The sequence below is a fragment of the Streptomyces sp. NPDC051218 genome, assembly GCF_044455475.1.
Lineage (GTDB): Bacteria > Actinomycetota > Actinomycetes > Streptomycetales > Streptomycetaceae > Streptomyces.
In genome coordinates this window covers 484,002-503,492 of the sequence record NZ_JBITEU010000003.1, presented here as the reverse complement: position 1 = coordinate 503,492, position 19,491 = coordinate 484,002, and the positions used below count along the sequence as shown (strand labels likewise).

Annotated in this window: 15 protein-coding genes and 1 riboswitch; of the genes, 7 read left to right on the top strand and 8 right to left on the bottom strand. The window is 70.6% G+C overall.

The window, feature by feature from the left end:
* Nucleotides 1-17 precede the first annotated feature (17 nt).
* From ACIBCK_RS13205 to ACIBCK_RS13190, 4 genes are read right to left on the bottom strand one after another with little or no spacing between them, the layout of a single operon-like run.
* On the bottom strand, nt 18-698 hold the full coding sequence (locus tag ACIBCK_RS13205) for a response regulator (RefSeq protein ID WP_399389633.1): 681 nt from the start codon (nt 696-698) through the stop codon (nt 18-20).
* Nucleotides 695-2,359: an ATP-binding protein gene (locus tag ACIBCK_RS13200; RefSeq protein ID WP_399389631.1), complete on the bottom strand. Its 1,665-nt coding sequence runs from the start codon at nt 2,357-2,359 to the stop codon at nt 695-697. The genes ACIBCK_RS13205 and ACIBCK_RS13200 overlap by 4 nt, the downstream gene beginning before the upstream one ends.
* 28 nt (nt 2,360-2,387) lie before the next feature.
* Complete coding sequence (locus ACIBCK_RS13195) at nt 2,388-3,389, bottom strand: sucrase ferredoxin (RefSeq protein ID WP_399389629.1); 1,002 nt, start codon at nt 3,387-3,389, stop codon at nt 2,388-2,390.
* Between the two features lie 36 nt (nt 3,390-3,425).
* On the bottom strand, nt 3,426-4,700 hold the full coding sequence (locus ACIBCK_RS13190) for a citrate synthase family protein (protein WP_399389627.1): 1,275 nt from the start codon (nt 4,698-4,700) through the stop codon (nt 3,426-3,428).
* A 108-nt stretch (nt 4,701-4,808) separates the two neighbouring features.
* Here ACIBCK_RS13190 and ACIBCK_RS13185 point away from each other — a divergent pair, with 108 nt between their 5' ends.
* A complete protein-coding gene (locus ACIBCK_RS13185; RefSeq protein ID WP_399389625.1) occupies nt 4,809-5,984 on the top strand; it encodes a citrate synthase/methylcitrate synthase in 1,176 nt (391 codons plus the stop codon).
* Nucleotides 5,985-6,182: 198 nt separating this feature from the next.
* On the opposite strand, the gene ACIBCK_RS13180 is transcribed toward ACIBCK_RS13185, so the two are convergent.
* Nucleotides 6,183-6,419, bottom strand: coding sequence for a hypothetical protein (locus ACIBCK_RS13180; protein WP_399389623.1), 237 nt, complete (start codon nt 6,417-6,419; stop codon nt 6,183-6,185).
* Between the two features lie 146 nt (nt 6,420-6,565).
* Nucleotides 6,566-7,126, bottom strand: a complete 561-nt coding sequence (locus ACIBCK_RS13175) for a DUF6082 family protein (protein ID WP_399389621.1) — start codon at nt 7,124-7,126, stop codon at nt 6,566-6,568.
* Nucleotides 7,127-7,446: 320 nt separating this feature from the next.
* Between ACIBCK_RS13175 and ACIBCK_RS13170 the strand changes: the two genes are divergently transcribed.
* Nucleotides 7,447-8,499: a CobW family GTP-binding protein gene (locus tag ACIBCK_RS13170; protein WP_399389619.1), complete on the top strand. Its 1,053-nt coding sequence runs from the start codon at nt 7,447-7,449 to the stop codon at nt 8,497-8,499.
* Here the strand turns inward: ACIBCK_RS13170 and ACIBCK_RS13165 are convergent, their stop codons facing one another.
* Nucleotides 8,500-10,953: a DNA topoisomerase (ATP-hydrolyzing) subunit A gene (locus tag ACIBCK_RS13165; protein ID WP_399389617.1), complete on the bottom strand. Its 2,454-nt coding sequence runs from the start codon at nt 10,951-10,953 to the stop codon at nt 8,500-8,502.
* Between the two features lie 242 nt (nt 10,954-11,195).
* Between ACIBCK_RS13165 and ACIBCK_RS13160 the strand changes: the two genes are divergently transcribed.
* From ACIBCK_RS13160 to ACIBCK_RS13145, 4 genes are all read left to right on the top strand, one after another.
* Entirely contained in the window at nt 11,196-12,542 is a 1,347-nt protein-coding gene (locus ACIBCK_RS13160; protein WP_399389787.1) for a M16 family metallopeptidase, read from the top strand.
* Nucleotides 12,539-13,924 (top strand): pitrilysin family protein, encoded by a 1,386-nt coding sequence (locus ACIBCK_RS13155; protein WP_367045525.1) that lies wholly within the window; start codon nt 12,539-12,541, stop codon nt 13,922-13,924. The genes ACIBCK_RS13160 and ACIBCK_RS13155 overlap by 4 nt, the downstream gene beginning before the upstream one ends.
* A 220-nt stretch (nt 13,925-14,144) precedes the next feature.
* A riboswitch (cyclic di-AMP (ydaO/yuaA leader) is annotated at nt 14,145-14,307 on the top strand.
* 12 nt (nt 14,308-14,319) lie between these two features.
* On the top strand, nt 14,320-15,123 hold the full coding sequence (locus tag ACIBCK_RS13150) for a M23 family metallopeptidase (protein WP_399389615.1): 804 nt from the start codon (nt 14,320-14,322) through the stop codon (nt 15,121-15,123).
* A 213-nt stretch (nt 15,124-15,336) separates the two neighbouring features.
* On the top strand, nt 15,337-16,023 hold the full coding sequence (locus tag ACIBCK_RS13145; RefSeq protein ID WP_399389613.1) for a GntR family transcriptional regulator: 687 nt from the start codon (nt 15,337-15,339) through the stop codon (nt 16,021-16,023).
* A gap of 142 nt (nt 16,024-16,165) precedes the next feature.
* Here ACIBCK_RS13145 and ACIBCK_RS13140 read toward each other — a convergent pair whose 3' ends face one another.
* Nucleotides 16,166-16,447 (bottom strand): HPr family phosphocarrier protein, encoded by a 282-nt coding sequence (locus ACIBCK_RS13140; RefSeq protein ID WP_160507645.1) that lies wholly within the window; start codon nt 16,445-16,447, stop codon nt 16,166-16,168.
* A gap of 210 nt (nt 16,448-16,657) precedes the next feature.
* Here ACIBCK_RS13140 and ACIBCK_RS13135 point away from each other — a divergent pair, with 210 nt between their 5' ends.
* On the top strand, nt 16,658-19,480 hold the full coding sequence (locus tag ACIBCK_RS13135; protein WP_399389611.1) for a GNAT family N-acetyltransferase: 2,823 nt from the start codon (nt 16,658-16,660) through the stop codon (nt 19,478-19,480).
* The last annotated feature ends 11 nt before the right edge of the window (nt 19,481-19,491 follow it).

The following is a 19,491-nucleotide window of genomic DNA, read 5'->3' as shown; positions in this document are numbered from 1 at the left end:
CAGGCCCACGGCCATTGCTAGGACGCGCTCGACGCCCACTCGTAGCGGTGCTCCGGGCGGCCCGTGTCGCCGTACTTGAGGCTGAGCCGGACCCGGCCCGAGCGCTCCAGGAGCTTCAGATAGCGCTGGGCCGTCTGGCGGCTCAGCCGGGTGCGGTCGGCCAACTCCTGGGCGGACAGCGGCCCTTCCGCGCCCATCAAGGCCCTGCGGACCAGCTCGGCCGTGGTGGGGGAGTGCCCTTTGGGTAGCTCGGGCGCGGGAGTTGCCGAGAGGGCGCCGAAGATGCGGTCGACCTCGGCCTGCTCGGCCTCGCCCCCACCGTCCAGCGTGCGGCGCAAGGTCGCGTACGCGTCGAGCTTGGCGCGAAGTCCCGCGTAGGAGAACGGCTTGACCAAATACTGCAGGGCTCCGTGGCGCATCGCGGCCTGGACGGTGGCGACGTCGCGCGCGGCGGTCACCATGATCACGTCGGTCTGGTGGCCGCGCTCCCGCAACGTACGGACCACCGCGAGACCCGTCTCGTCCGGCAGATAGTGGTCGAGAAGCACGAGGTCGACGGGGAGCTCCTCGATGAACCGCAGCGCCTCTGCGGCGCTGTGGGCCTTCGCGGCAACCCGGAAGCCGGGGACCTTCGCCACGTAGGCGGCGTTGACGTCGGCGACCCGGACGTCGTCGTCCACGACGAGCACCTCGATCATCGTGTCTCCTCCGTGGGTGTGGCGGCCAGTTCATCCGTGGGAGCCAGCTCGGGCCGAGTGAGGGCTTCGGGCAGGACGACCGTGAACTCGGCGCCCCCTTCGGGGGAGGCGTCGGCCCGGACGCTGCCTCCCTGCCGCTCGGCGAGCCTGCGGACCAGGGCGAGCCCGATGCCACGCTTGCCGTGCGCCGGCGGCTCCTTGGTGGACCATCCCTCGGTGAAGATCGTCTCGCGTTGCTCGGGCGGAACGCCAGGGCCCGTGTCGCTCACCCGCAGGACGACGGCGCGTCCCTCGGTGCGCACATCGACCTCCACGCGCGCGTGGAGCGTGCCCGCTGCGGCGTCGAGCGCGTTGTCGACCAGATTGCCGACGATGGTGACCAGGCCGCCCGGGTCGATCAGCCGGTCGGGCAGCGCGGTGTCGTGCGGAACGGCGAGGACGACCCCGCGCTCGGCGGCTACCGTCGCCTTGCCCACCAGGAGCGCGGCGAGCAGGGGATCGCCGATCTTCTCCGTGATCTGCTCGGCGGTCACCCGGTGTGCGCCCGCCACCTCGCCGACGAACTCCGCCGCCTCCTCGTACATCTCGAGTTCCAGGAGGCCGAGCAGCGTGTGCATGCGGTTGGCGTGTTCGTGGTCCTGGGCGCGCAGGGCGTCGATGAGGCCGCGGGTGGAGTCGAGCTCGCGGCCCAACTGCTCCAGTTCGGTGCGGTCGCGCAGGGTGGCGACGGCGCCTCCGTCGTCCGTGGGCATGCGGTTGGCGACCAGGACGCGCTGCCCGCGGACCGTCAGGAGGTCGGTGCCGGTGACCCGTCCGGCGAGCACGTCGGTCGTACGCCCCGGGCCGAGCGTGGTGTCGAGCGGTTGTCCGATGGCCTCCGCACCGAGGCCGAGGAGGCGCTGGGCCTCGTCGTTGAGCAGGCGGACGCGCCCCGCGCGGTCCAGGGCCACCACGCCTTCGCGGATGCTGTGCAGCATGGCCTCACGCTCCGCGAGAAGCGCCGAGATATCGGAGAAGGCCAGGTCACGGGTCTGGCGTTGCACCCTGCGTGAGATCAGATAGGCGGCGAGGGCGCCCACGGCGAGGGCTCCGCCCGCGTAGGCGAAGAGCCCGGGGATCGCGTGGATCAGCCGGGCGCGGACACTGTCGTACTCGATGCCCACGGAGACGGCGCCCACGAGGTCCCCGTCGATGTCCCGCAGCGGCACCTTGCCGCGGGCCGATCGGCCCAGGGTGCCGTCGTCGATCTCCATGACCGCGTCCCCGGCGAGTGCCTCGCTGGGGTCGGTCGAGACGACCTGGCCGATCTCGCCGCGGTCGGTGTGGGACCAGCGCACACCTTCCTTGTTCATGATCACGACGTACTCGGCGCCGCTGGCTCGCCGGATGCGTTCGGCTTCCGTCTGAACGGGTCCGTCGACGGTCGGCTTCGAGGAGCGCAGGTCGTCGGCGATCCGCGGCTGGGCGGCCGTGGTCTGCGCGATGGCGAGCGCGCGGCGCATCGCCTGGTCGTCCAGCTGATCGCCGAGCGGCGCGAGGAAGAGCCCCGTGGCGAGCACGGCGACCCCGGCGGCGATCGCCAGCTGCATCAGCAGGACCTGCGAGAAGACGCGCCGCGGCAGGCCGAGGCGGAGTCGTCGGGCAGGGGAGGTCGGGCTCATGTGTACGAACGGTACGGCGAGCGCGGGGCTACTCCGAAGTCACTGTGGCGGGGATCTCCTGTGCGACTCCGTACGCGACCGGCCGCACCGCCACGACATCCATGCGGGCCGGGGACGCCAGGGCCGCGCCGCAGCTCTCGGGCCGCGGCGGGGCCGAGGCCCCCTGCGCGACCGTCACGCGCCAGCGCCGTCCGTCGGTGTGGGCCACCGTCACGTCCCAGTGCGCGCCTGTGCCGTCCCGGGAGCCTGTGCCGTCCCGGGGGCCCGTGCCGTCGCGCGGGGCCGTCTCGTGCGCGTGGACGACGCTCAGGGCACCTGCGGCGTGCTCACCCGCCGCGGTGCGCACCGCGAGCTCGGCGGCCTGGCCCGGACGGCCCCACGCGGAACTCCCCCGGCAGCCTTCCGTGACGACGCGGCCCGTCCGCACCCCTTCGAGGATCTCCTTGACGGCGGCCTGATCGGAGCGGCCGTACGCGTAGCCGTAGGGCAGCACGAGCAGCGTGGGGGAGAAGCGGTGGCCACCCAGATGAGTGACTTCCCAGGCGCCCTGTTCACCGGATGTGGCGAGCTCGGCGGCGAGCGGCCTGCCCAGGAGCGCGCAGCAGCGGTCACGTTTGCCGTTCGTGCAGACCAGGGCGAGCGGGGAACCCGTGTGCGGGGTGCCGAATCCGCCGTGGTCGCCCGCGCCGAGAGCGGCGAAGTCGAGGTCGAGCAACTCCTCCGGCCGGTCCGTGACGTGACCGCGCAGCCAGGTGTTGCCGGGCACGGTGTGGGCCGCGTACACCCTCCGGCGTGCCGGGGGATGGCTGTCCGCGTGGCGGCCGGGACGGCGGATGAGCGCGATGCGTACGCCCGTTCCCTCGGCGGCGGCCTCCAGGGCGCGGCCGACCTCCGGATCCAGGTGGCTCGAAGTGAGTGCCTTGGCGCCCCACGGGCCCGGTTGTTCAAGGAGCAGCCAGGTCCTCGCGGTGGCCGCGGTGCCCGCGAGAGACTCGTCCAGATCCCGCGAAGCGGTGGCGCACGTACTCACAGAGGCGAGCCTAACCCGCGTCGGGTCCGGGGCGATTCAACCGGCGTCGGGCGCGGGCATCGGCTGGGGTGGACGCAGCCCGACGTACTGCCCGCTGGGGCGCATGCGCAGCGGACGCTCCTCGTACTCCTCCAGGGCGTGCGCGATCCAGCCAGCCGTGCGCGCCACGGCGAAGATCGTCTCGCCCGCCTCGGCGGGCATCCCGGACGAGGCGGTCAGGACGGCGAGGGCCAGGTCGACATTGGCGTGCAGGTCCGTGTGACGGGCCGTGGTGGCCACCACGTCGCGGGCCGCCGCCAGGGCGGGGCCTGCCTTGGGGATGACCTCCAGGAGGGCGAACAGGGCCTGCGCGCGCGGGTCGTCGCCGGGGTAGAGGCGGTGGCCGAGGCCCGGGACGCGGCGGCCGGCGCGGAGTTCGTCGGCCACTACGGGGGCAGCGCTGCCCCGGTCGAGCACGTCGAGGAGCATGCGGTGCGCGAGGCCGCTCGCCGCGCCGTGCAGGGGGCCCTCCAGGACGCCGAGGCCTGCCGACACCGCCGCGTACGGGTGGGCGCGGGCGGAGGCGGCGACGCGGACGGCGAGCGTCGACGCGGCGAGGTCGTGGTCGACGAGCAGGGCGAGCGCGGTGTCCAGGGCGTGCAGGGAGGCCTCGTGGGGCTGTTGGCCGCTGAGCCGTGCCCAGAGCTGATGGGCCAGAGGGCCGTTGTCCCGGTGGGCGCGGCTTACCGGGGGCAGCGCCGTCACGAGGGTGGGGATGAGGGTGCGTGCGGTGCCGATGACGGCTTCTTCGGAGAGGTCGAAGCGGAGGGGGTCGGCTGCCGCGGCCGAGATGGCGGCCACCCTCAGGCGGTCGGTCGGGCCGCTGTGCTCGGGCAGCGCGTCGACGGCGCGGCGTGCGGCGCTCGCGGATTCCTCGGGGGCGGTGAAGCGGATGCCGGGGCGCATGTCGCCGGTCCACAGCCACTCGGCGACCTCTTCGTAGGAGTGCGCCAGGGACAGGTCCGTCGCGTCTACGCCGCGGTAGTAGTAGCGGTCCTTGTCGATGAGCGTGATGCGGGTGCGGACGGAGAGTTCGCTGCTCGCGGAGGTGGCGGCGGGTTCCCGGCGGTTCTTGCGGGCGAGCGACTCGACCTCCTTGGCGTCGAAGGTGCTGCCTCGGGAGCCGGGGCCGCGGCGGCTGCTGAGCTGGCCACGGCTCACGTAGGCGTACACGGTCTCCGGCTTGACGCCGAGGAGTTCGGCGGCCTCCCGGGTGCTCAGGCGTCGGCCTTCTCGCGGGGTGGTGGTCGGGGCGGCCTCTTGATCCGTCATGGGCATCACCGTATCCATTGCGTCGAACATTGATCCAATCAATATTGACAGAAAATGAGTCAAGCATGGACAGTCGAATCAAGTCCAGGGAGGAAGTCGAGGAAGAACATGCCGATCAATGGCTCCACCACCAACCCCACCGCCCCCGTGGAGGTTCCCCGCGGGCTGGCGGGCGTCGTCGTGACCGAGACCCGGCTCGGCGACGTCAGGGGACACGAGGGCTTCTACCACTACCGCCAGTACTCGGCCGTGGAGCTCGCGCGGACCCGCGGCTTCGAGGACGTCTGGCACCTGATGTTCCGCGGCGAACTGCCGGACGCGGGGCAGCGAGCCGCCTTCGCGGCGCAGACCGCGGCCTTGCGCCGGCTGCCCGACGAGGTGCGCGCCGCACTGCCCGCCATAGCCCGTGCCAGCGCCCTGTCGGGGCCGCTCTCCGGACTGCGTACGGCCCTGTCGCTCTTCGGTGCGGCCAAGGGCTTTCGGCCGGTGTACGACATCGACGGTGACGGGCGCCGAGCTGACGCGCTCGCCGCGTCCGCTGTCGTGCCGACCCTGCTCACTGCGCTGTACCGGCTCGGCCAGGGGCTCGACCCCGTGGAGCCCCGCGACGACCTCTCGTACGCGGCCAACTACCTCTACATGCTGACGGGTTCGGAGCCGGACGCGGATCGGTCTCGGGCGGTCGAGCAGTACTTGATCTCAACCATTGATCATGGGTTCAACGCGTCGACGTTCACGGCGAGGGTGATCACCTCGACGGGCGCGGATGTCGCGGCCTGCCTGGTGGGCGCGGTGGGTGCCCTCTCGGGCCCGCTGCACGGCGGGGCGCCGAGCCGCGCTCTCGACACTCTGGATGCCATCGGCACCCCCGATCGCATCGACGGCTGGATCCGCGAGCGGGTGCTCGCGGGGGACCGCATCATGGGGTTCGGCCACCCCGTGTACCGCACGGAGGACCCGCGTTCGCGCATGCTGCGGGGCATCGCGCAGCGATTCGGCGGACCGATGGTGGAGTTCGCGATCGAGGTCGAGCGCCAGGTCGAGACGATCCTCGCCGAACTGAAGCCGGGCCGCGAGCTGCACACCAACGTGGAGTTCTACGCGGGAGTGGTCATGGAACTGTGCGGCCTGCCACGCGAGATGTTCACGCCTACGTTCGCCGCGGCGAGGGTGGTGGGCTGGGGGGCCAACATCCTGGAACAGGCGGAGGACTCGAAAATCATCCGGCCTGCGGCGCGGTATGTGGGGCCTGCGGCACCCGAGGCGGTTCCGGCATGCGGCTGAGCGTGCCACGGGGGTGCACGCTCAGCTGATCTGCCCGCGCTGGTCGGCCACACGCAGATCGCGTGCGCTGCACGCCAGTTGGCTCGACGCACCATGGTTCCCTCCCCCTGGAGTCCGCGGGATTCTTCCCTCGGCGCCGGGGGGTGGGAAACCGTACGACGGCAGTCAGGGCCGGGTCTGCCTGATCGCCAACTACCGCTACAGATCCGGGATTTCGGCCTTGGCGCGGACCAGCGTCTCCCGGCTCACGATCACGATGCGTTCGTAATCCGCTCGCGATGCGTCGGGCGGAAGTTCCTTCTCGAGCGCCGATGTTGCTTCTGTGCCGATGACAGCGAAGTTTCCGTCGCTGAGCTCGAAAACATCCGGGCACGACTGTCCTGAGGCGCTACCCCGCTGCTGCGGAGAGGCACCGATGCGGCGCACGATCTTCAACGGTATCCCTCGAGAGCGTTTGGGGGGCTCGCACCTGGGGTAAGGCGCGCGCCTACCCTAGGGACTGCTGATGCCCGAGACAAGCTATGTCAACCCGGCGTGTCAAGAGGGTGTTACGCGGCGGTTGGCGCTCTCGGAACTCTGAACTATTCGGCGTCGTAAGGGGGTTCGCCCACCACCCACCACTCGTCGGTGTCCGCCTCCTCCAGATCCCGGATGAGTTTGTCGACCATTCGGCCCAGGCGGGCCTCGTCGGAAGCGTCCAGCAGGCTGGCTCTGTGTGGCTGAGTTGCCTTCCAGTAGCTGCGGAAGATGGGGTTCTGGCAGATCAGGCGCAGGTGTCCGTGCACCTCTTCCCAGGTGAAGTTGCCGAGGCGCCAGAACAGCAGTGCGTTGGTGTACACGGCGTTGGCGAACAGGTACTGACGGAGGGTCCGGGTATCGAGTGTCACGTCGAAGGTGTCCAGGACGGCCGCCAGGTCAGGGTCGTCCATCGCCTTGCTGAGCATGTCGAACTGCAGTCGCTGCTGCGCGATCAAGGTGGCGTTGTGCTGGTGCTCGGGCTGTTCTGTGCACGCGGTACGCAGCCGCAGCGCCCCGTGCTTGCGTTGCTGAGCGGTCAGGGCCGTCAGGGCCCCGACAGCGAAAGCAAGGCCCGCGGTCGCCGCGGACCCCAACCCCCGTATCCCAGATTTCTGTGTGGCCATGTCAACCCCCGAATCGGCGACCGTCCGCCGGTCGTCGGATGCGGGTCGACAGGGTGAGGACCGGCGAGCGATGGGCGGCGCGCTTGCCGCCTTCCAGGATGCCGAGCGGCTCTGATCGGCTGGGAGGCGGAGAGGAGGCGCACGGAAGGCAGCTGTGGTCGCGTGTCCCGACGCCGTGCCAGATGTGTGCCCCGCCTGCGCCGCTAACAATCGTTCACTTCGCGGCGTTTCTACGCGCTCGTATGCTGGGGCGGCATTCAATCGTCGTACGGGAGCCGGTGCTCGCGCCGGTGCACGCGTCAGGGTGAAAGGGTCGCACGTTGACTCAGCGGAACGCCGGGCAGATCCCGGTCCTCGTCCTCACCGGCTTCCTCGGTTCCGGCAAGACGACCCTGCTCAATCATCTGCTCCACCGCAGCGGCGGCACCCGGATCGGGGCGATCGTCAATGACTTCGGGGCCATCGAGATCGATGCCATGGCCGTCGCAGGGCAGCTCGGGGACTCCACCGTTTCGCTCGGCAACGGGTGTCTCTGCTGCGCCGTGGATGCCAGTGAGCTCGACCTGTATCTGGACAAGCTTGCTCAGCCCTCAGCCCGGATCGACCTCATCGTCATCGAGGCCAGCGGGCTCGCCGAGCCGCAGGAGCTCGTGAAGATGGTCCTGGCCAGCGAGAATCCGCACATCGTGTACGGAGGGCTCGTCGAGGTCGTCGACGCCGCTGAGTTCGACTCCACCCGGGAGCGGCATCCCGAGGTCGACCGGCATCTGGGGATCGCGGATCTTGTTGTCGTCAACAAGGTTGACCGCGTCGCAGAGGGCGAGCGGGAGCGGGTCATCGGCGTCGTCCGCGGGTTCACCGATCGCGCGGCCGTGGTCGGAGCCTCGTACGGGCGCGTCGATGTCGAGATGCTCCTCGACCGCAAGCCCGTGGGGGAGCGGGTCGGACAGCTCTCGTTTGATGACCTGCACAGTCATCAGCAGGACGAGGGTCACCACGACCACCTGCACTCCGCCTACGAGAGCCTCTCCTTCTCCTCCGAAGTGCCCATGAGCCCCCGCCCGTTCATGGCCCTCCTCGACAGTCGGCCCGAGGGGCTCTACCGCATCAAGGGGTACGTCGATTTCGGCGCGGCCGACCCGCGCAACAAGTACGCCGTGCACGCCGTGGGGCGGTTCCTGCGCTTCTACCCCGAGCCGTGGGCACCGGGAGAGCCCCGGCTCACCCAGCTCGTCCTCATCGGGTCCGGCATCGACGTACAGGCTCTGGAGAAGGAGCTCGAGGCGTCACGTGAGTACGCCCCACAGGGCAGTGCCGATGAGCACAGCATGTGGGGCGTACTGAGGTACGTACAAGAGCCGCAGGGCGACTGACTACACCGGGCCCGCCACCGCGGCCACCGGCTTCGACAGGGAGACTCCCGAGCCGTCACGGCGCGGGTCGATCTCCGGCAGCTCCGCCGGCAGGCCGCTGCGCTGGGCCGCGAGCGGCGGCGTCGGGCCCGCCCACGCGAAGCTCAGGCAGTCCTCGCCCTTCAGGAACCGCTGGACCCGGACGCCACCCGTGGCACGGCCCTTGCGGGGGTACTGGTCGAACGGCGTGACCTTGGCCGTCGTCTGCACCGAGTCGTCGAGCGTGCCGCGCGAGCCCGCCACCGTGAAGACCACGGCGTCCACGGCAGGATCCACCGCCACGAAGGAGATGACCTTGACGCCGTCCGCGAGCTTGATGCCTGTCATGCCGCCCGCGGGCCGCCCCTGCGGGCGCACCTGCGAGGCCTGGTAACGGAGGAGCTGGGCGTCGTCCGTGATGAACACCAGGTCCTCCTCGCCCGTGCGCAGCTCGGCCGCACCGACGATCCGGTCACCGTCCCTGAGGGTGATGACCTCGAGCTCTTCCTTGTTGGACGGATAGTCCGGCACCACGCGCTTGACCACGCCCTGCGCCGTGCCGAGGGCGAGGCCCGGCGAGGACTCGTCCAGGGTCATCAGGCAGATCAGCTTCTCGTCCGCCTCCAGGGAGAGCAGTTCCGAGACGGGTGCTCCTCCGGAGAGGTTCGGTGCCGCGTGCGTCTCCGGGAGCTGCGGCAAATCCACTACGGAGAGGCGCAGAAGCCGGCCCTCGGACGTCACCGCGCCCACCTCGCCCCGCGCGGTCGCCGGGACGGCGGAGACGATCACGTCGTGCTTGACGCGCTTGGTGTCGCTCTCGGCGAGCGGGTCACCGTTGGCCGTACGGGCGAGGAGGCCCGTCGAGGAGAGGAGCACGCGGCACGGGTCGTCGGCCACCTGAAGCGAGACCGTGGGCGCCGGGGTGCTCGCGGACTCCAGGAGGACCGTGCGCCGGTCCGTGCCGAACTTCTTGGCCACGGCGGCCAGTTCGGTGGAGACCAGCTTGCGCAGCTCCGCGTCCGAATCCAGGATGCGGGTCAGCTCGTCGATCTCGGCGTTGAGCTTGTCGCGCTCGGACTCCAGCTCGATACGGTCGAACTTGGTGAGGCGGCGCAGCGGCGTGTCGAGGATGTACTGCGTCTGGATCTCGCTCAGCGAGAAGCGCTCCATCAGGCGCTCCTTGGCCTGCGCGGAGTTGTCGCTGGAGCGGATGAGGCGGATGACCTCGTCGATGTCCAGAAGGGCGACCAGAAGCCCCTCGACCAGGTGCAGCCTTGCCTGCTTCTTGCCGCGGCGGAACTCGCTCCTGCGCCGCACGACGTTGAAGCGGTGGTCGAGATAGACCTCGAGGAGCTCCTTGAGGCCGAGCGTGAGGGGCTGGCCGTCCACCAGGGCGACGTTGTTGATGCCGAAGGACTCCTCCATCGGCGTCAGTTTGTACAGCTGCTCCAGGACGGCCTCCGGGACGAAGCCGTTCTTGATCTCGATGACGAGGCGCAGGCCGTGCGAGCGGTCGGTGAGGTCCTTGACGTCGGCGATGCCCTGCAGCTTCTTCGAGCCGACCAGGTCCTTGATCTTCGAGATGACCTTCTCGGGGCCTACGGAGAAGGGCAGTTCGGTCACGACCAGGCCCTTGCGGCGCGCCGTCACATTCTCCACGGCCACCGTCGCGCGGATCTTGAAGGTGCCGCGCCCTGATTCGTACGCGTCCTTGACCCCGGACAGGCCGACGATCCGGCCACCCGTGGGCAGGTCCGGGCCCGGCACGAAACGCATCAGCGTCTCCAGGTCGGCCCCGGGGTGCTTGATCAGGTGGCGGGCGGCGGCGATGACCTCGCCGAGGTTGTGCGGCGGCATGTTCGTCGCCATGCCGACGGCGATGCCCGAAGCGCCGTTGACCAGGAGGTTCGGGTAGGCCGCCGGCAGGGTGACCGGTTCCTGCTCCTGGCCGTCGTAGTTCGATTCGAAGTCGACGGTGTTCTCGTCGATCGACTCCGTCATCAGGGACGTCGCGTCGGCCATCTTGCACTCGGTGTACCGCATGGCGGCCGGCGGGTCGTCGTTGCCGAGCGAGCCGAAGTTGCCGTGGCCGTCCACCAGGGGCAGGCGCATGGAGAAGGGCTGGGCCATGCGCACCAGGGCGTCGTAGATCGAGGCGTCGCCGTGCGGGTGCAACTTACCCATGACCTCGCCGACGACGCGGGCGCACTTCACATAGCCGCGGTCGGGGCGCAGGCCCATCTCGTTCATCTGGTAGACGATCCGGCGGTGTACCGGCTTCATGCCGTCGCGGGCGTCCGGCAGGGCGCGCGAGTAGATGACCGAATACGCGTACTCGAGGAAGGAGCCCTGCATCTCGTCGACGACGTCGATGTCGAGGATCTTCTCCTCGAACGACTCGTCGGGCTGCGGGGTCTTCGTGCTGCGGCGGGCCATCGCTGCTGCGGCTCCTTCTCGGTGTCTGCCAGGGCATCAACAAGATCTGACGCCGACCATCAACGGGATCTGACGCCGACCATTGTGGACTGTCCCACTGACAACGCCGACCACGACCCGGACTTCGACCACGACTACGCCGAGCGCGGAGCGGGAACTTCGCCGGTTGTCAGCACGCTTGCATACAGTGGCAGGACTGGCAGAATTTCCAGCTTTTCGCGATCGAAGGGACGTACATGCCCATGGGTCACACGGCCACAGCCGAGGCCGGCTCCGGCGGCCTGACAGCGACCGAGCACCGGCTGGCCAACGGCCTGCGCGTGGTGCTCTCCGAGGACCACCTGACCCCGGTCGCCGCGGTCTGCCTCTGGTACGACGTCGGCTCGCGCCACGAGGTCAAGGGGCGTACGGGCCTCGCGCACCTCTTCGAGCACCTCATGTTCCAGGGGTCGAAGCAGGTGCAGGGCAACGGCCACTTCGAGCTGGTGCAGGGCGCCGGCGGTTCGCTCAACGGCACCACGAGCTTCGAGCGCACCAACTACTTCGAGACCATGCCCACACACCAGCTCGAGCTGGCCCTGTGGCTGGAAGCCGACCGCATGGGCTCGCTGCTCTCCGCGCTCGACGAAGAATCCATGGAGAACCAGCGGGACGTCGTCAAGAACGAGCGCCGCCAGCGCTACGACAACGTTCCGTACGGCACGGCGTTCGAGAAGCTGACCGCCCTCTCGTACCCCGAGGGCCACCCCTACCACCACACCCCGATCGGCTCCATGGCCGACCTGGACGCGGCGACGCTTGAGGACGCGCGGCACTTCTTCCGTACGTACTACGCGCCCAACAACGCGGTCCTGTCGGTCGTCGGCGACATCGACCCGGAGCAGACCCTCGCCTGGGTGGAGAAGTACTTCGGGTCGATCCCCTCGCACGACGGCAAGCAGCCGCCGCGTGACGGCTCGCTGCCCGACATCATCGGCAAGGAGCTGCGCGAGGTCGTCGAGGAAGAGGTCCCGGCCCGCGCCCTGATGGCCGCCTACCGCCTCCCGGAGGACGGCACGCGCGCGTGCGACGCGGCCGACCTGGCGCTCACGGTCCTCGGCAGCGGCGAGTCGTCCCGCCTCTACAACCGTCTCGTGCGCCGCGACCGCACCGCCGTGGCGGCCGGGTTCGGCCTGCTGCGGCTCGCCGGAGCCCCCTCGCTCGGCTGGCTGGACGTGAAGACGTCGGGCGACGTCGAGGTCCCGGTCATCGAGGCCGCCGTCGACGAGGAACTCGCCCGCTTCGCGGAAGAGGGCCCCACCGACGAGGAGATGGAGCGCGCCCAGGCGCAGCTGGAGCGCGAGTGGCTCGACCGCCTCTCCACGGTCTCCGGCCGCGCGGACGAACTGTGCCGGTACGCCGTCCTGTTCGGTGACCCGCAGCTCGCCCTCACCGCCGTCAAGCGCGTCCTGGACGTCACCGCCGAAGAGGTCAAGGCGGCCGCGGCTGCCCGCCTGCGCCCCGACAACCGCGCGGTGCTCGTGTACGAGCCCATCGCCCCCGAGGCCGACGAAGCCACCGACGAGGACGAAGAGGAGGCGGCGAAGTGAGCGAGGCCGCAACGATGCAGTTCCACCCGCAGCCCCAGGCGGGCACCGCACGGCCGTGGGCCTTCCCCGCGCCCGAGCGCGCCACCCTGGACAACGGCCTCACCGTGCTGCGTTGCCACCGCCCCGGCCAGCAGGTCGTCGCCGTGGAGGTCCACCTCGAAGCCCCGCTCGAAGCAGAGCCCGCGGGCCTGGACGGCGTCGCCACCATCATGGCGAGGGCCTTCAACGAAGGCACCGACAAGCACTCCGCCGAGGACTTCGCCGCCGAACTCGACCGCTGCGGCGCCACCATGGACGCGCACGCCGACCACCCCGGCGTCCGTGTCTCCCTCGAAGTCCCGCTCTCGCGCCTCCCGAAGGCGCTCGGCCTGCTCTCCGACGCCCTGCGTGCTCCCGCCTTCGCGGACAGCGAGATCGAACGCCTCGTACGCAACCGCCTGGACGAGATCCCGCACGAGGCCGCGAACCCGGGGCGCCGCGCCGCCAAGGAGCTGTCCCGGCAGCTCTTCCCGGCGACCTCCCGCATGTCGCGCCCCCGCCAGGGCACCGAGGAGACGGTCACGGCCATCGACTCGGCCGCGGTGCGCACCTTCTACGAGAAGCACGTGCGTCCCGCGACGGCGACCGCCGTGATCGTGGGCGACCTGACCGGCGTCGACCTGGACGCCGTCCTCGCCGACACCATCGGCGCCTGGACGGGTGGCACCGCCGAGCCGCGTCCGGTGCCCCCGGTGACCGCGGACGACACCGGACGTGTCGTCATCGTGGACCGCCCGGGAGCCGTCCAGACGCAGTTGCTCATCGGCCGCGTGGGCCCGGACCGGCACGACCGCGTGTGGCCCGCGCAGGTGCTCGGCACGTACTGCCTGGGCGGCACCCTCACCTCACGCCTGGACCGCGTCCTGCGCGAGGAGAAGGGATACACCTACGGCGTACGGTCGTTCGCCCAGGTCCTGCGTTCCGCTCCGGACGGCAGCGGCGCGGCGATGCTCGCCATCAGCGGCTCCGTGGACACCGAGTCCACCGGCCCGGCCCTCGACGACCTGTGGAAGGTCCTGCGCACCCTCGCCGCCGACGGCCTCACGGACGCCGAGCGCGACGTCGCCGTGCAGAACCTGGTGGGCGTCGCCCCGCTCAAGTACGAGATGGCGGCGTCCGTCGCGGCCACCCTCGCCGACCAGGTCGAGCAGCACCTGCCGGACGACTTCCAGGCCCAGCTGTACCGCCAGTTGGCCGAGACCGGCACCGTGGAGGCCACCGCCGCCGTGGTGAGCGCCTTCCCCGTGGACCGTCTGGTGACGGTGCTCGTGGGAGACGCGTCGCAGATCGAGGAGCCCGTCAGGGCGCTCGGCATCGGTGAAGTGAGTGTGGTCACGGGGTGAGTGCGGGGTGCGCCTGAACTGAGTGATAGTCAGGACATATCGGGACCCCAGTGGCGGGAAAACGCTGCTGGGGTCCTCATATGTCCGAATTAGTATGGAGGTTACGTGTCTGACCTGTGGCGTGCGCTACAAAAGCTCTGATCCGTTTGTCGTTTGAAAGATGACCCGCTTAGCGTCTGGTCCGGCTGTTCGTCATGCAGTACGCCGCGCCCGCGGCACCGGACAGTCATCGCCGAGTCCCCGTACGGCGCGAGCCAGGGGAGCCGGGGACCCACATGTCCCTTGGGGTGAATCGGGAACCTCGCCGTGAGGTGAGGGACTCGTAGGAGACCTTCCTGCTCCGAACCCGTCAGCTAACCCGGTAGGCGAGAAGGAAGGAAAGGATCAGCCGCTTCATGGCGTTCACCCGTGCCACCGGGAAGCACCGTCGCCCGAGCCGCCTCACGCGTACGACCGCGAACGTGGCGGGCGTCGCCGCCCTCACCACCACCGGTGTCATCGGAGGCCTGGCCGCTCCGGCGCTCGCCGCCGACGACGCGGTGACTCCCCAGCACACCGGCCTCACCCAGGCGATCTCCGTGGGCGACTCGCTCGCCCAGAGCGTCGACGCGCAGGCCGCTGCCCAGCAGCAGGCCGCCGACGACGCCGCAGCGGCCAAGAAGGCCGAAGAGGCCGCCAAGAAGAAGGCCGAGGAGGCCAAGCGCAAGGCCGAGGCCGAGGCGAAGGCCAAGGCCAAGAAGGAGCGCGAGGCCAAGGAGCGTGCCGCGCGCGAGGCCGAGCGCAAGCGCCTCAACAGCTACGTGTCGCCGATCACCGGCTCGTCCATCTCCACGGGTTACCAGACCGGTGGCGCCATGTGGTCCTCCGGCAGTCACACCGGCGTCGACTTCCACGCCGCGTCCGGCACCTCGGTCCACGCGGTCGGCTCCGGCACCGTCGTCGAGGCCGGCTGGGGCGGCGCCTACGGCAACAACGTGGTCATCAAGATGAACGACGGCACGTACACCCAGTACGGCCACATGTCGTCCCTCGGTGTCACGGTCGGCCAGGCGGTCACTCCGGGCCAGCAGATCGGCCTCTCCGGCTCCACCGGCAACTCCAGCGGCCCGCACCTCCACTTCGAGGCCCGCACCGGCGCGGACTACGGCACGGACATCGACCCCGTCTCGTACCTCCGCTCGCACGGCGTCAACGTCTGATCCCGGAGATCCAAGGCGGTCGCACGAAGCGCACCTGATTCACCGAAAGCCCCGGCTCGTCGAGAGCCGGGGCTTTCGCCGTTCCCGTATCTCCGTTGGCCAAAAGTATCCCCGGATTTCGGCCGACCATCGGAAATTCGGCGGCTCTGCAATAGAGTCGCCGAACAGGCGTCGACAGACCGCGTTTCGCGGGGATTAAGGCGGAGGTCAGTCATGCGCATTCCCGCGCACTCGGTATGCACGGCCATCCGGGACGACATCGTCTCCGGTGTCTACGAACGGGGCGGCCGGCTCACCGAGGAACTGCTCGCGCGCCGCTACGGGGTCTCCCGCGTCCCCGTCCGTGAGGCCCTGCGCACCCTGGAGGCCGAGGGCTTCGTCGTCACGCGCCGGCACGCGGGCGCGTGTGTCGCCGAGCCCACCGAACAGGACGCTGCCGACCTCCTGGAGGTCCGCGCGCTCCTGGAGCCGCTGGGCGCGGCCCGCGCCGCACAGCGCCGCACGGAGGCGCACCTGAAGGTCCTGCGCGGCCTCGTCAGGCTCGGCCAGGAGCGATCGAGGCGCGGCCGGAGCGAGGATCTGCGTTCCCTGGGCGGCTGGTTCCACGAGACGCTCGCCCAGGCGTCCGGCAGCCCCGGCCTCACGGCACTGCTCACCCAGCTCCGGCACAAGATCGCCTGGATGTACGTGGTCGAGGCGTCGGCCGCCCCCGCGGAGGCCTGGGCGGAGCACGCCGCGATAGTCGACGCGGTCGCCCGCGGGGACGCGGAGCGGGCCCGTGCGCTCACCGCGCAGCACACGGAGCGGACGGCAGCCGCGCACCGGCCGCGGTTCGTGCGCCAGCTCTCCGGCGTGAGGGGTTCGCAACCTTCCGTAAACACAGCGGGTCTGCGCCTTTAACAAAGGCGCCGTATACAAAGAAGTGCATAGAAGTGCTATTGGGCGGGGCATTATTTCTGCTGCCCGAATAGCGGAAAGAAAACACTGAAGGGCCCACCCCTATTTCGGGGCAGGCCCTTCGGCGTATGAGTAACAGTCTTTATCAGACGGTCTCGGGAAGCTCCTCGAGGCCGTCCGCGACCAGCTTCGCCAGACGGTCGAGAGCGGCGTCCGCGCCCTCGGCGTCGGAGGCGAGGGTGATCTCCTCGCCACCCTGCGCGCCCAGGCCGAGCACCGCGAGCATGGAGGCGGCGTTCACGGGGTTGCCGTCAGCCTTGGCGATCGTCACGGGGACGCCGGCGGCGGTGGCCGCGCGGACGAAGATGGAGGCGGGTCGGGCGTGAAGGCCCTCGGCCCAGCCGACGTTGACGCGGCGCTCAGCCATGTGTTGCTGCCCTTCCAGATGTCTCACAGTTGTCTAGACCAGTGTCTCATGCCGTCGCGAGTGCTCCGCCGGCCGATCGTCCGTACCGTGCCGACCGATGGTCCGTCCTCCGTCGACCGTACGTCCTCGTGCCGCGGGGCCCTCGTCCCGCCTTCGACGTCTCCTAGCCTGCCCCGGCCATGGCGCCGCCGCGACCCGTACTCTGGGCCCATGCAGACCCCGTCGGACCGGCACGCATACCCCTCCCACTGGGAAGCCGACGTCGTCCTGCGTGACGGAGGCACCGCCCGGATCAGGCCGATCACTGCCGAGGACGCGGACCGCCTGGTCAGCTTCTACGAGCAGGTCTCGGACGAGTCGAAGTACTACCGCTTCTTCGCGCCCTACCCCCGCCTGTCCGCCAAGGACGTGCACCGCTTCACCCATCACGACCAGGTGGACCGGGTGGGTCTGGCGGCCACCGTGGGCGGTGAGTTCATCGCCACCGTCCGCTTCGACCGCATCGATGAACGCGGCATGTCCGCGAGCGCACCCGCCGATGAGGCCGAGGTCGCCTTCCTCGTGCAGGACGCCCACCAGGGCAGGGGAGTGGCCTCCACCCTCCTCGAACACATCGCGGCGGTGGCCAGGGAGCGCGGCATCCGGCGCTTCGCCGCCGAGGTGCTGCCCGCCAACACCAAGATGATCAAGGTCTTCACGGACGCGGGGTACCAGCAGAAGCGCAGCTTCGAGGACGGCGTCGTACGTCTCGAATTCGATCTGGAGCCCACCGACCGCTCCCTCGCCGTGCAGCGCGCCCGCGAGCAGCGGGCCGAGGCGCGATCGGTGCAGCGGCTGCTCACGCCGAAGTCGGTCGCCGTGATCGGCGTCGGGCGCACGCAGGGCGGCGTGGGGCGCAGCGTGCTCCGGAACCTGCGCGAGGCGGGCTTCACGGGGCGGCTGTACGCGGTGAACAGCGCGTTCGACTTCGAGGAGGGCGAGGGCGCCGAGGTCGACGGAGTGCCCGCGTACCGCTCCGTGCGGGACATCGACGAGACCGTCGAGCTCGCCGTCGTCACCGTGCCCGCCGAGCGGGTGCCGCAGGCCGTCGCCGAGTGCGGTGAGCGCGGGGTGCTCGGGCTCGTCGTGATCTCCGCCGGGTACGCGGAGAGCGGTCCCGAAGGGCGGGAGCGGCAGCGCGAACTGGTGCGTCAGGCGCGGTCGTACGGCACGCGTATCCTCGGGCCGAACGCCTTCGGGGTCATCAATACGTCGCCGGACGTGCGGCTCAACGCGTCGCTCGCCCCGCATCCTCCCGAGCGCGGCCGGATCGGTCTCTTCACCCAGTCCGGCGCGATCGGCATCGCGCTGCTTTCCGGACTCCACCGGCGTGGCGCGGGCCTGTCGACCTTCGTGAGCGCGGGCAACCGCGCGGATGTGTCCGGCAACGACGTCCTCCAGTACTGGTACGAGGACCCGGACACCGATGTCGCCCTCATGTACCTCGAATCCATCGGCAACCCGCGTAAGTTCACCCGGCTCGCCCGGCGTGCGGCGACCGCGAAGCCGCTGGTGGTGGTGCAGGGGGCGCGGCACAGCGGGATCGCGCCCACGGGACACGCGGTACAGGCCACGCGGCTTCCGCACGCCACGGTGTCGGCGCTGCTGCGCCAGGCGGGGGTCATCCGGGTCGAGACCGTCACCGAGATGGTGGACGCGGGGCTGCTGCTCGCGGGGCAGCCGTTGCCGTCCGGGCCCCGGGTGGCCATCCTCGGGAACTCCGAGTCGCTCGGGCTCCTCACGTACGACGCGTGTATCGCCGACGGGCTTCGGCCGCTGCCGCCGGTGGATCTGACCACCGGGGCCACCCCGGGCGACTTCCGGGCCGCGCTGTCCGAGGCGCTGTCGGACGACGCCTGCGACTCCGTGATCGTCACGGCCATCCCCTGGGTGGGGGAGGACGGGGCCACGGGGTCGCCCGAGGGCGAGGAGCTCGCCGCCGCGCTGCGGGCGGCGGCCGCCGGGTGCCCGGCGAAGCCGGTAGCCGTGGTGCACGTGGAACTCGGCGGCCTCGCCGAAGCGTTGGCTGCCGCGACCCGCACCAGGCCCGATGCCCCTGCTCCCCCCGCATCCGCGGGACGCCTGCCCACCGTGGAGACGACGACGGCGGTGCCGGACCCCGCCCATCGGATCCCCGCCTACCCCGCCGCCGAACGCGCCGTACGAGCCCTCGCCGAAGCCGTGAAGTACGCGCAGTGGCGGCGTGAGGCCAAGGAGCCCGGGAAGGTGCATGAGTACGAGGACATCGACGAGAGCGGTGCCGCCCGGCGGATCGGCGAGCTGCTCGCCGAGCAGGACGACCCGCGCGGCGCCACCCTCGCCCAGGACGACGCCCGCGAACTCCTCGGGCGGTACGGCATCGACGTACGGGACGCCCTGCCCGCGCCCGACCCGGGCGCGGCCGTGGCGGCGGCCCGCACCCTCGGCTACCCCGTGGCCCTCAAGACCACGGCCCCGCACCTGCGCCACCGCGCCGACCTCGGAGGCGTGCGGCTCGACCTGGCGGACGAGGAACAACTGCGCAGGGCCTACGCCGAATTGACCGAGGCCTTCGGCAAGCCCGCCGAGCTGCGGCCCGTCGTGCAGGCGATGGCGCCCCGTGGCGTCGACACCGTCGTCCGCGCGGTCATCGACCCGGCGGCCGGAGCGGTGCTCTCGTTCGGGCTCGCCGGCGCCGCGTCCGAGCTGCTCGGCGACACCGGGCACCGCCTTGTCCCGGTCACCGAACGCGACGCGGGTTCCCTGGTCAGGTCCATCCGGACCGCCCCGCTCCTCTTCGGCTGGCGCGGTTCCGCACCGGTCGACACCCCGGCCCTGGAGGAACTGCTCCAGCGGGTCTCACGTCTCGTGGACGATCACCCCGAGGTGGTCGCCGTCTCCCTGGAGCCCGTGGTCGTCGCCCAGCGTGGCCTCTCCGTGCTCGGCGCCTCCGTGCGGCTCGCGCCCCCGCCCGCCCGCAACGACCTCGGCCCGCGGGCCCTGCCGGGGTACTGACGCGGCCAGTG

Bases quoted from the DNA above. Each gene is read 5' to 3' on its own strand.
- ACIBCK_RS13205 (WP_399389633.1), bottom strand. From the start codon at position 698: ATGATCGAGGTGCTCGTCGTGGACGACGACGTCCGGGTCGCCGACGTC.
- ACIBCK_RS13200 (WP_399389631.1), bottom strand. From the start codon at position 2,359: ATGAGCCCGACCTCCCCTGCCCGACGACTCCGCCTCGGCCTGCCGCGG.
- ACIBCK_RS13190 (WP_399389627.1), bottom strand. From the start codon at position 4,700: ATGACGGATCAAGAGGCCGCCCCGACCACCACCCCGCGAGAAGGCCGA.
- ACIBCK_RS13185 (WP_399389625.1), top strand. From the start codon at position 4,809: ATGCCGATCAATGGCTCCACCACCAACCCCACCGCCCCCGTGGAGGTT.
- ACIBCK_RS13175 (WP_399389621.1), bottom strand. From the start codon at position 7,126: ATGGCCACACAGAAATCTGGGATACGGGGGTTGGGGTCCGCGGCGACC.
- ACIBCK_RS13165 (WP_399389617.1), bottom strand. From the start codon at position 10,953: ATGGCCCGCCGCAGCACGAAGACCCCGCAGCCCGACGAGTCGTTCGAG.
- ACIBCK_RS13160 (WP_399389787.1), top strand. From the start codon at position 11,196: ATGGGTCACACGGCCACAGCCGAGGCCGGCTCCGGCGGCCTGACAGCG.
- ACIBCK_RS13150 (WP_399389615.1), top strand. From the start codon at position 14,320: ATGGCGTTCACCCGTGCCACCGGGAAGCACCGTCGCCCGAGCCGCCTC.
- ACIBCK_RS13145 (WP_399389613.1), top strand. From the start codon at position 15,337: ATGCGCATTCCCGCGCACTCGGTATGCACGGCCATCCGGGACGACATC.
- ACIBCK_RS13140 (WP_160507645.1), bottom strand. From the start codon at position 16,447: ATGGCTGAGCGCCGCGTCAACGTCGGCTGGGCCGAGGGCCTTCACGCC.
- ACIBCK_RS13135 (WP_399389611.1), top strand. From the start codon at position 16,658: ATGCAGACCCCGTCGGACCGGCACGCATACCCCTCCCACTGGGAAGCC.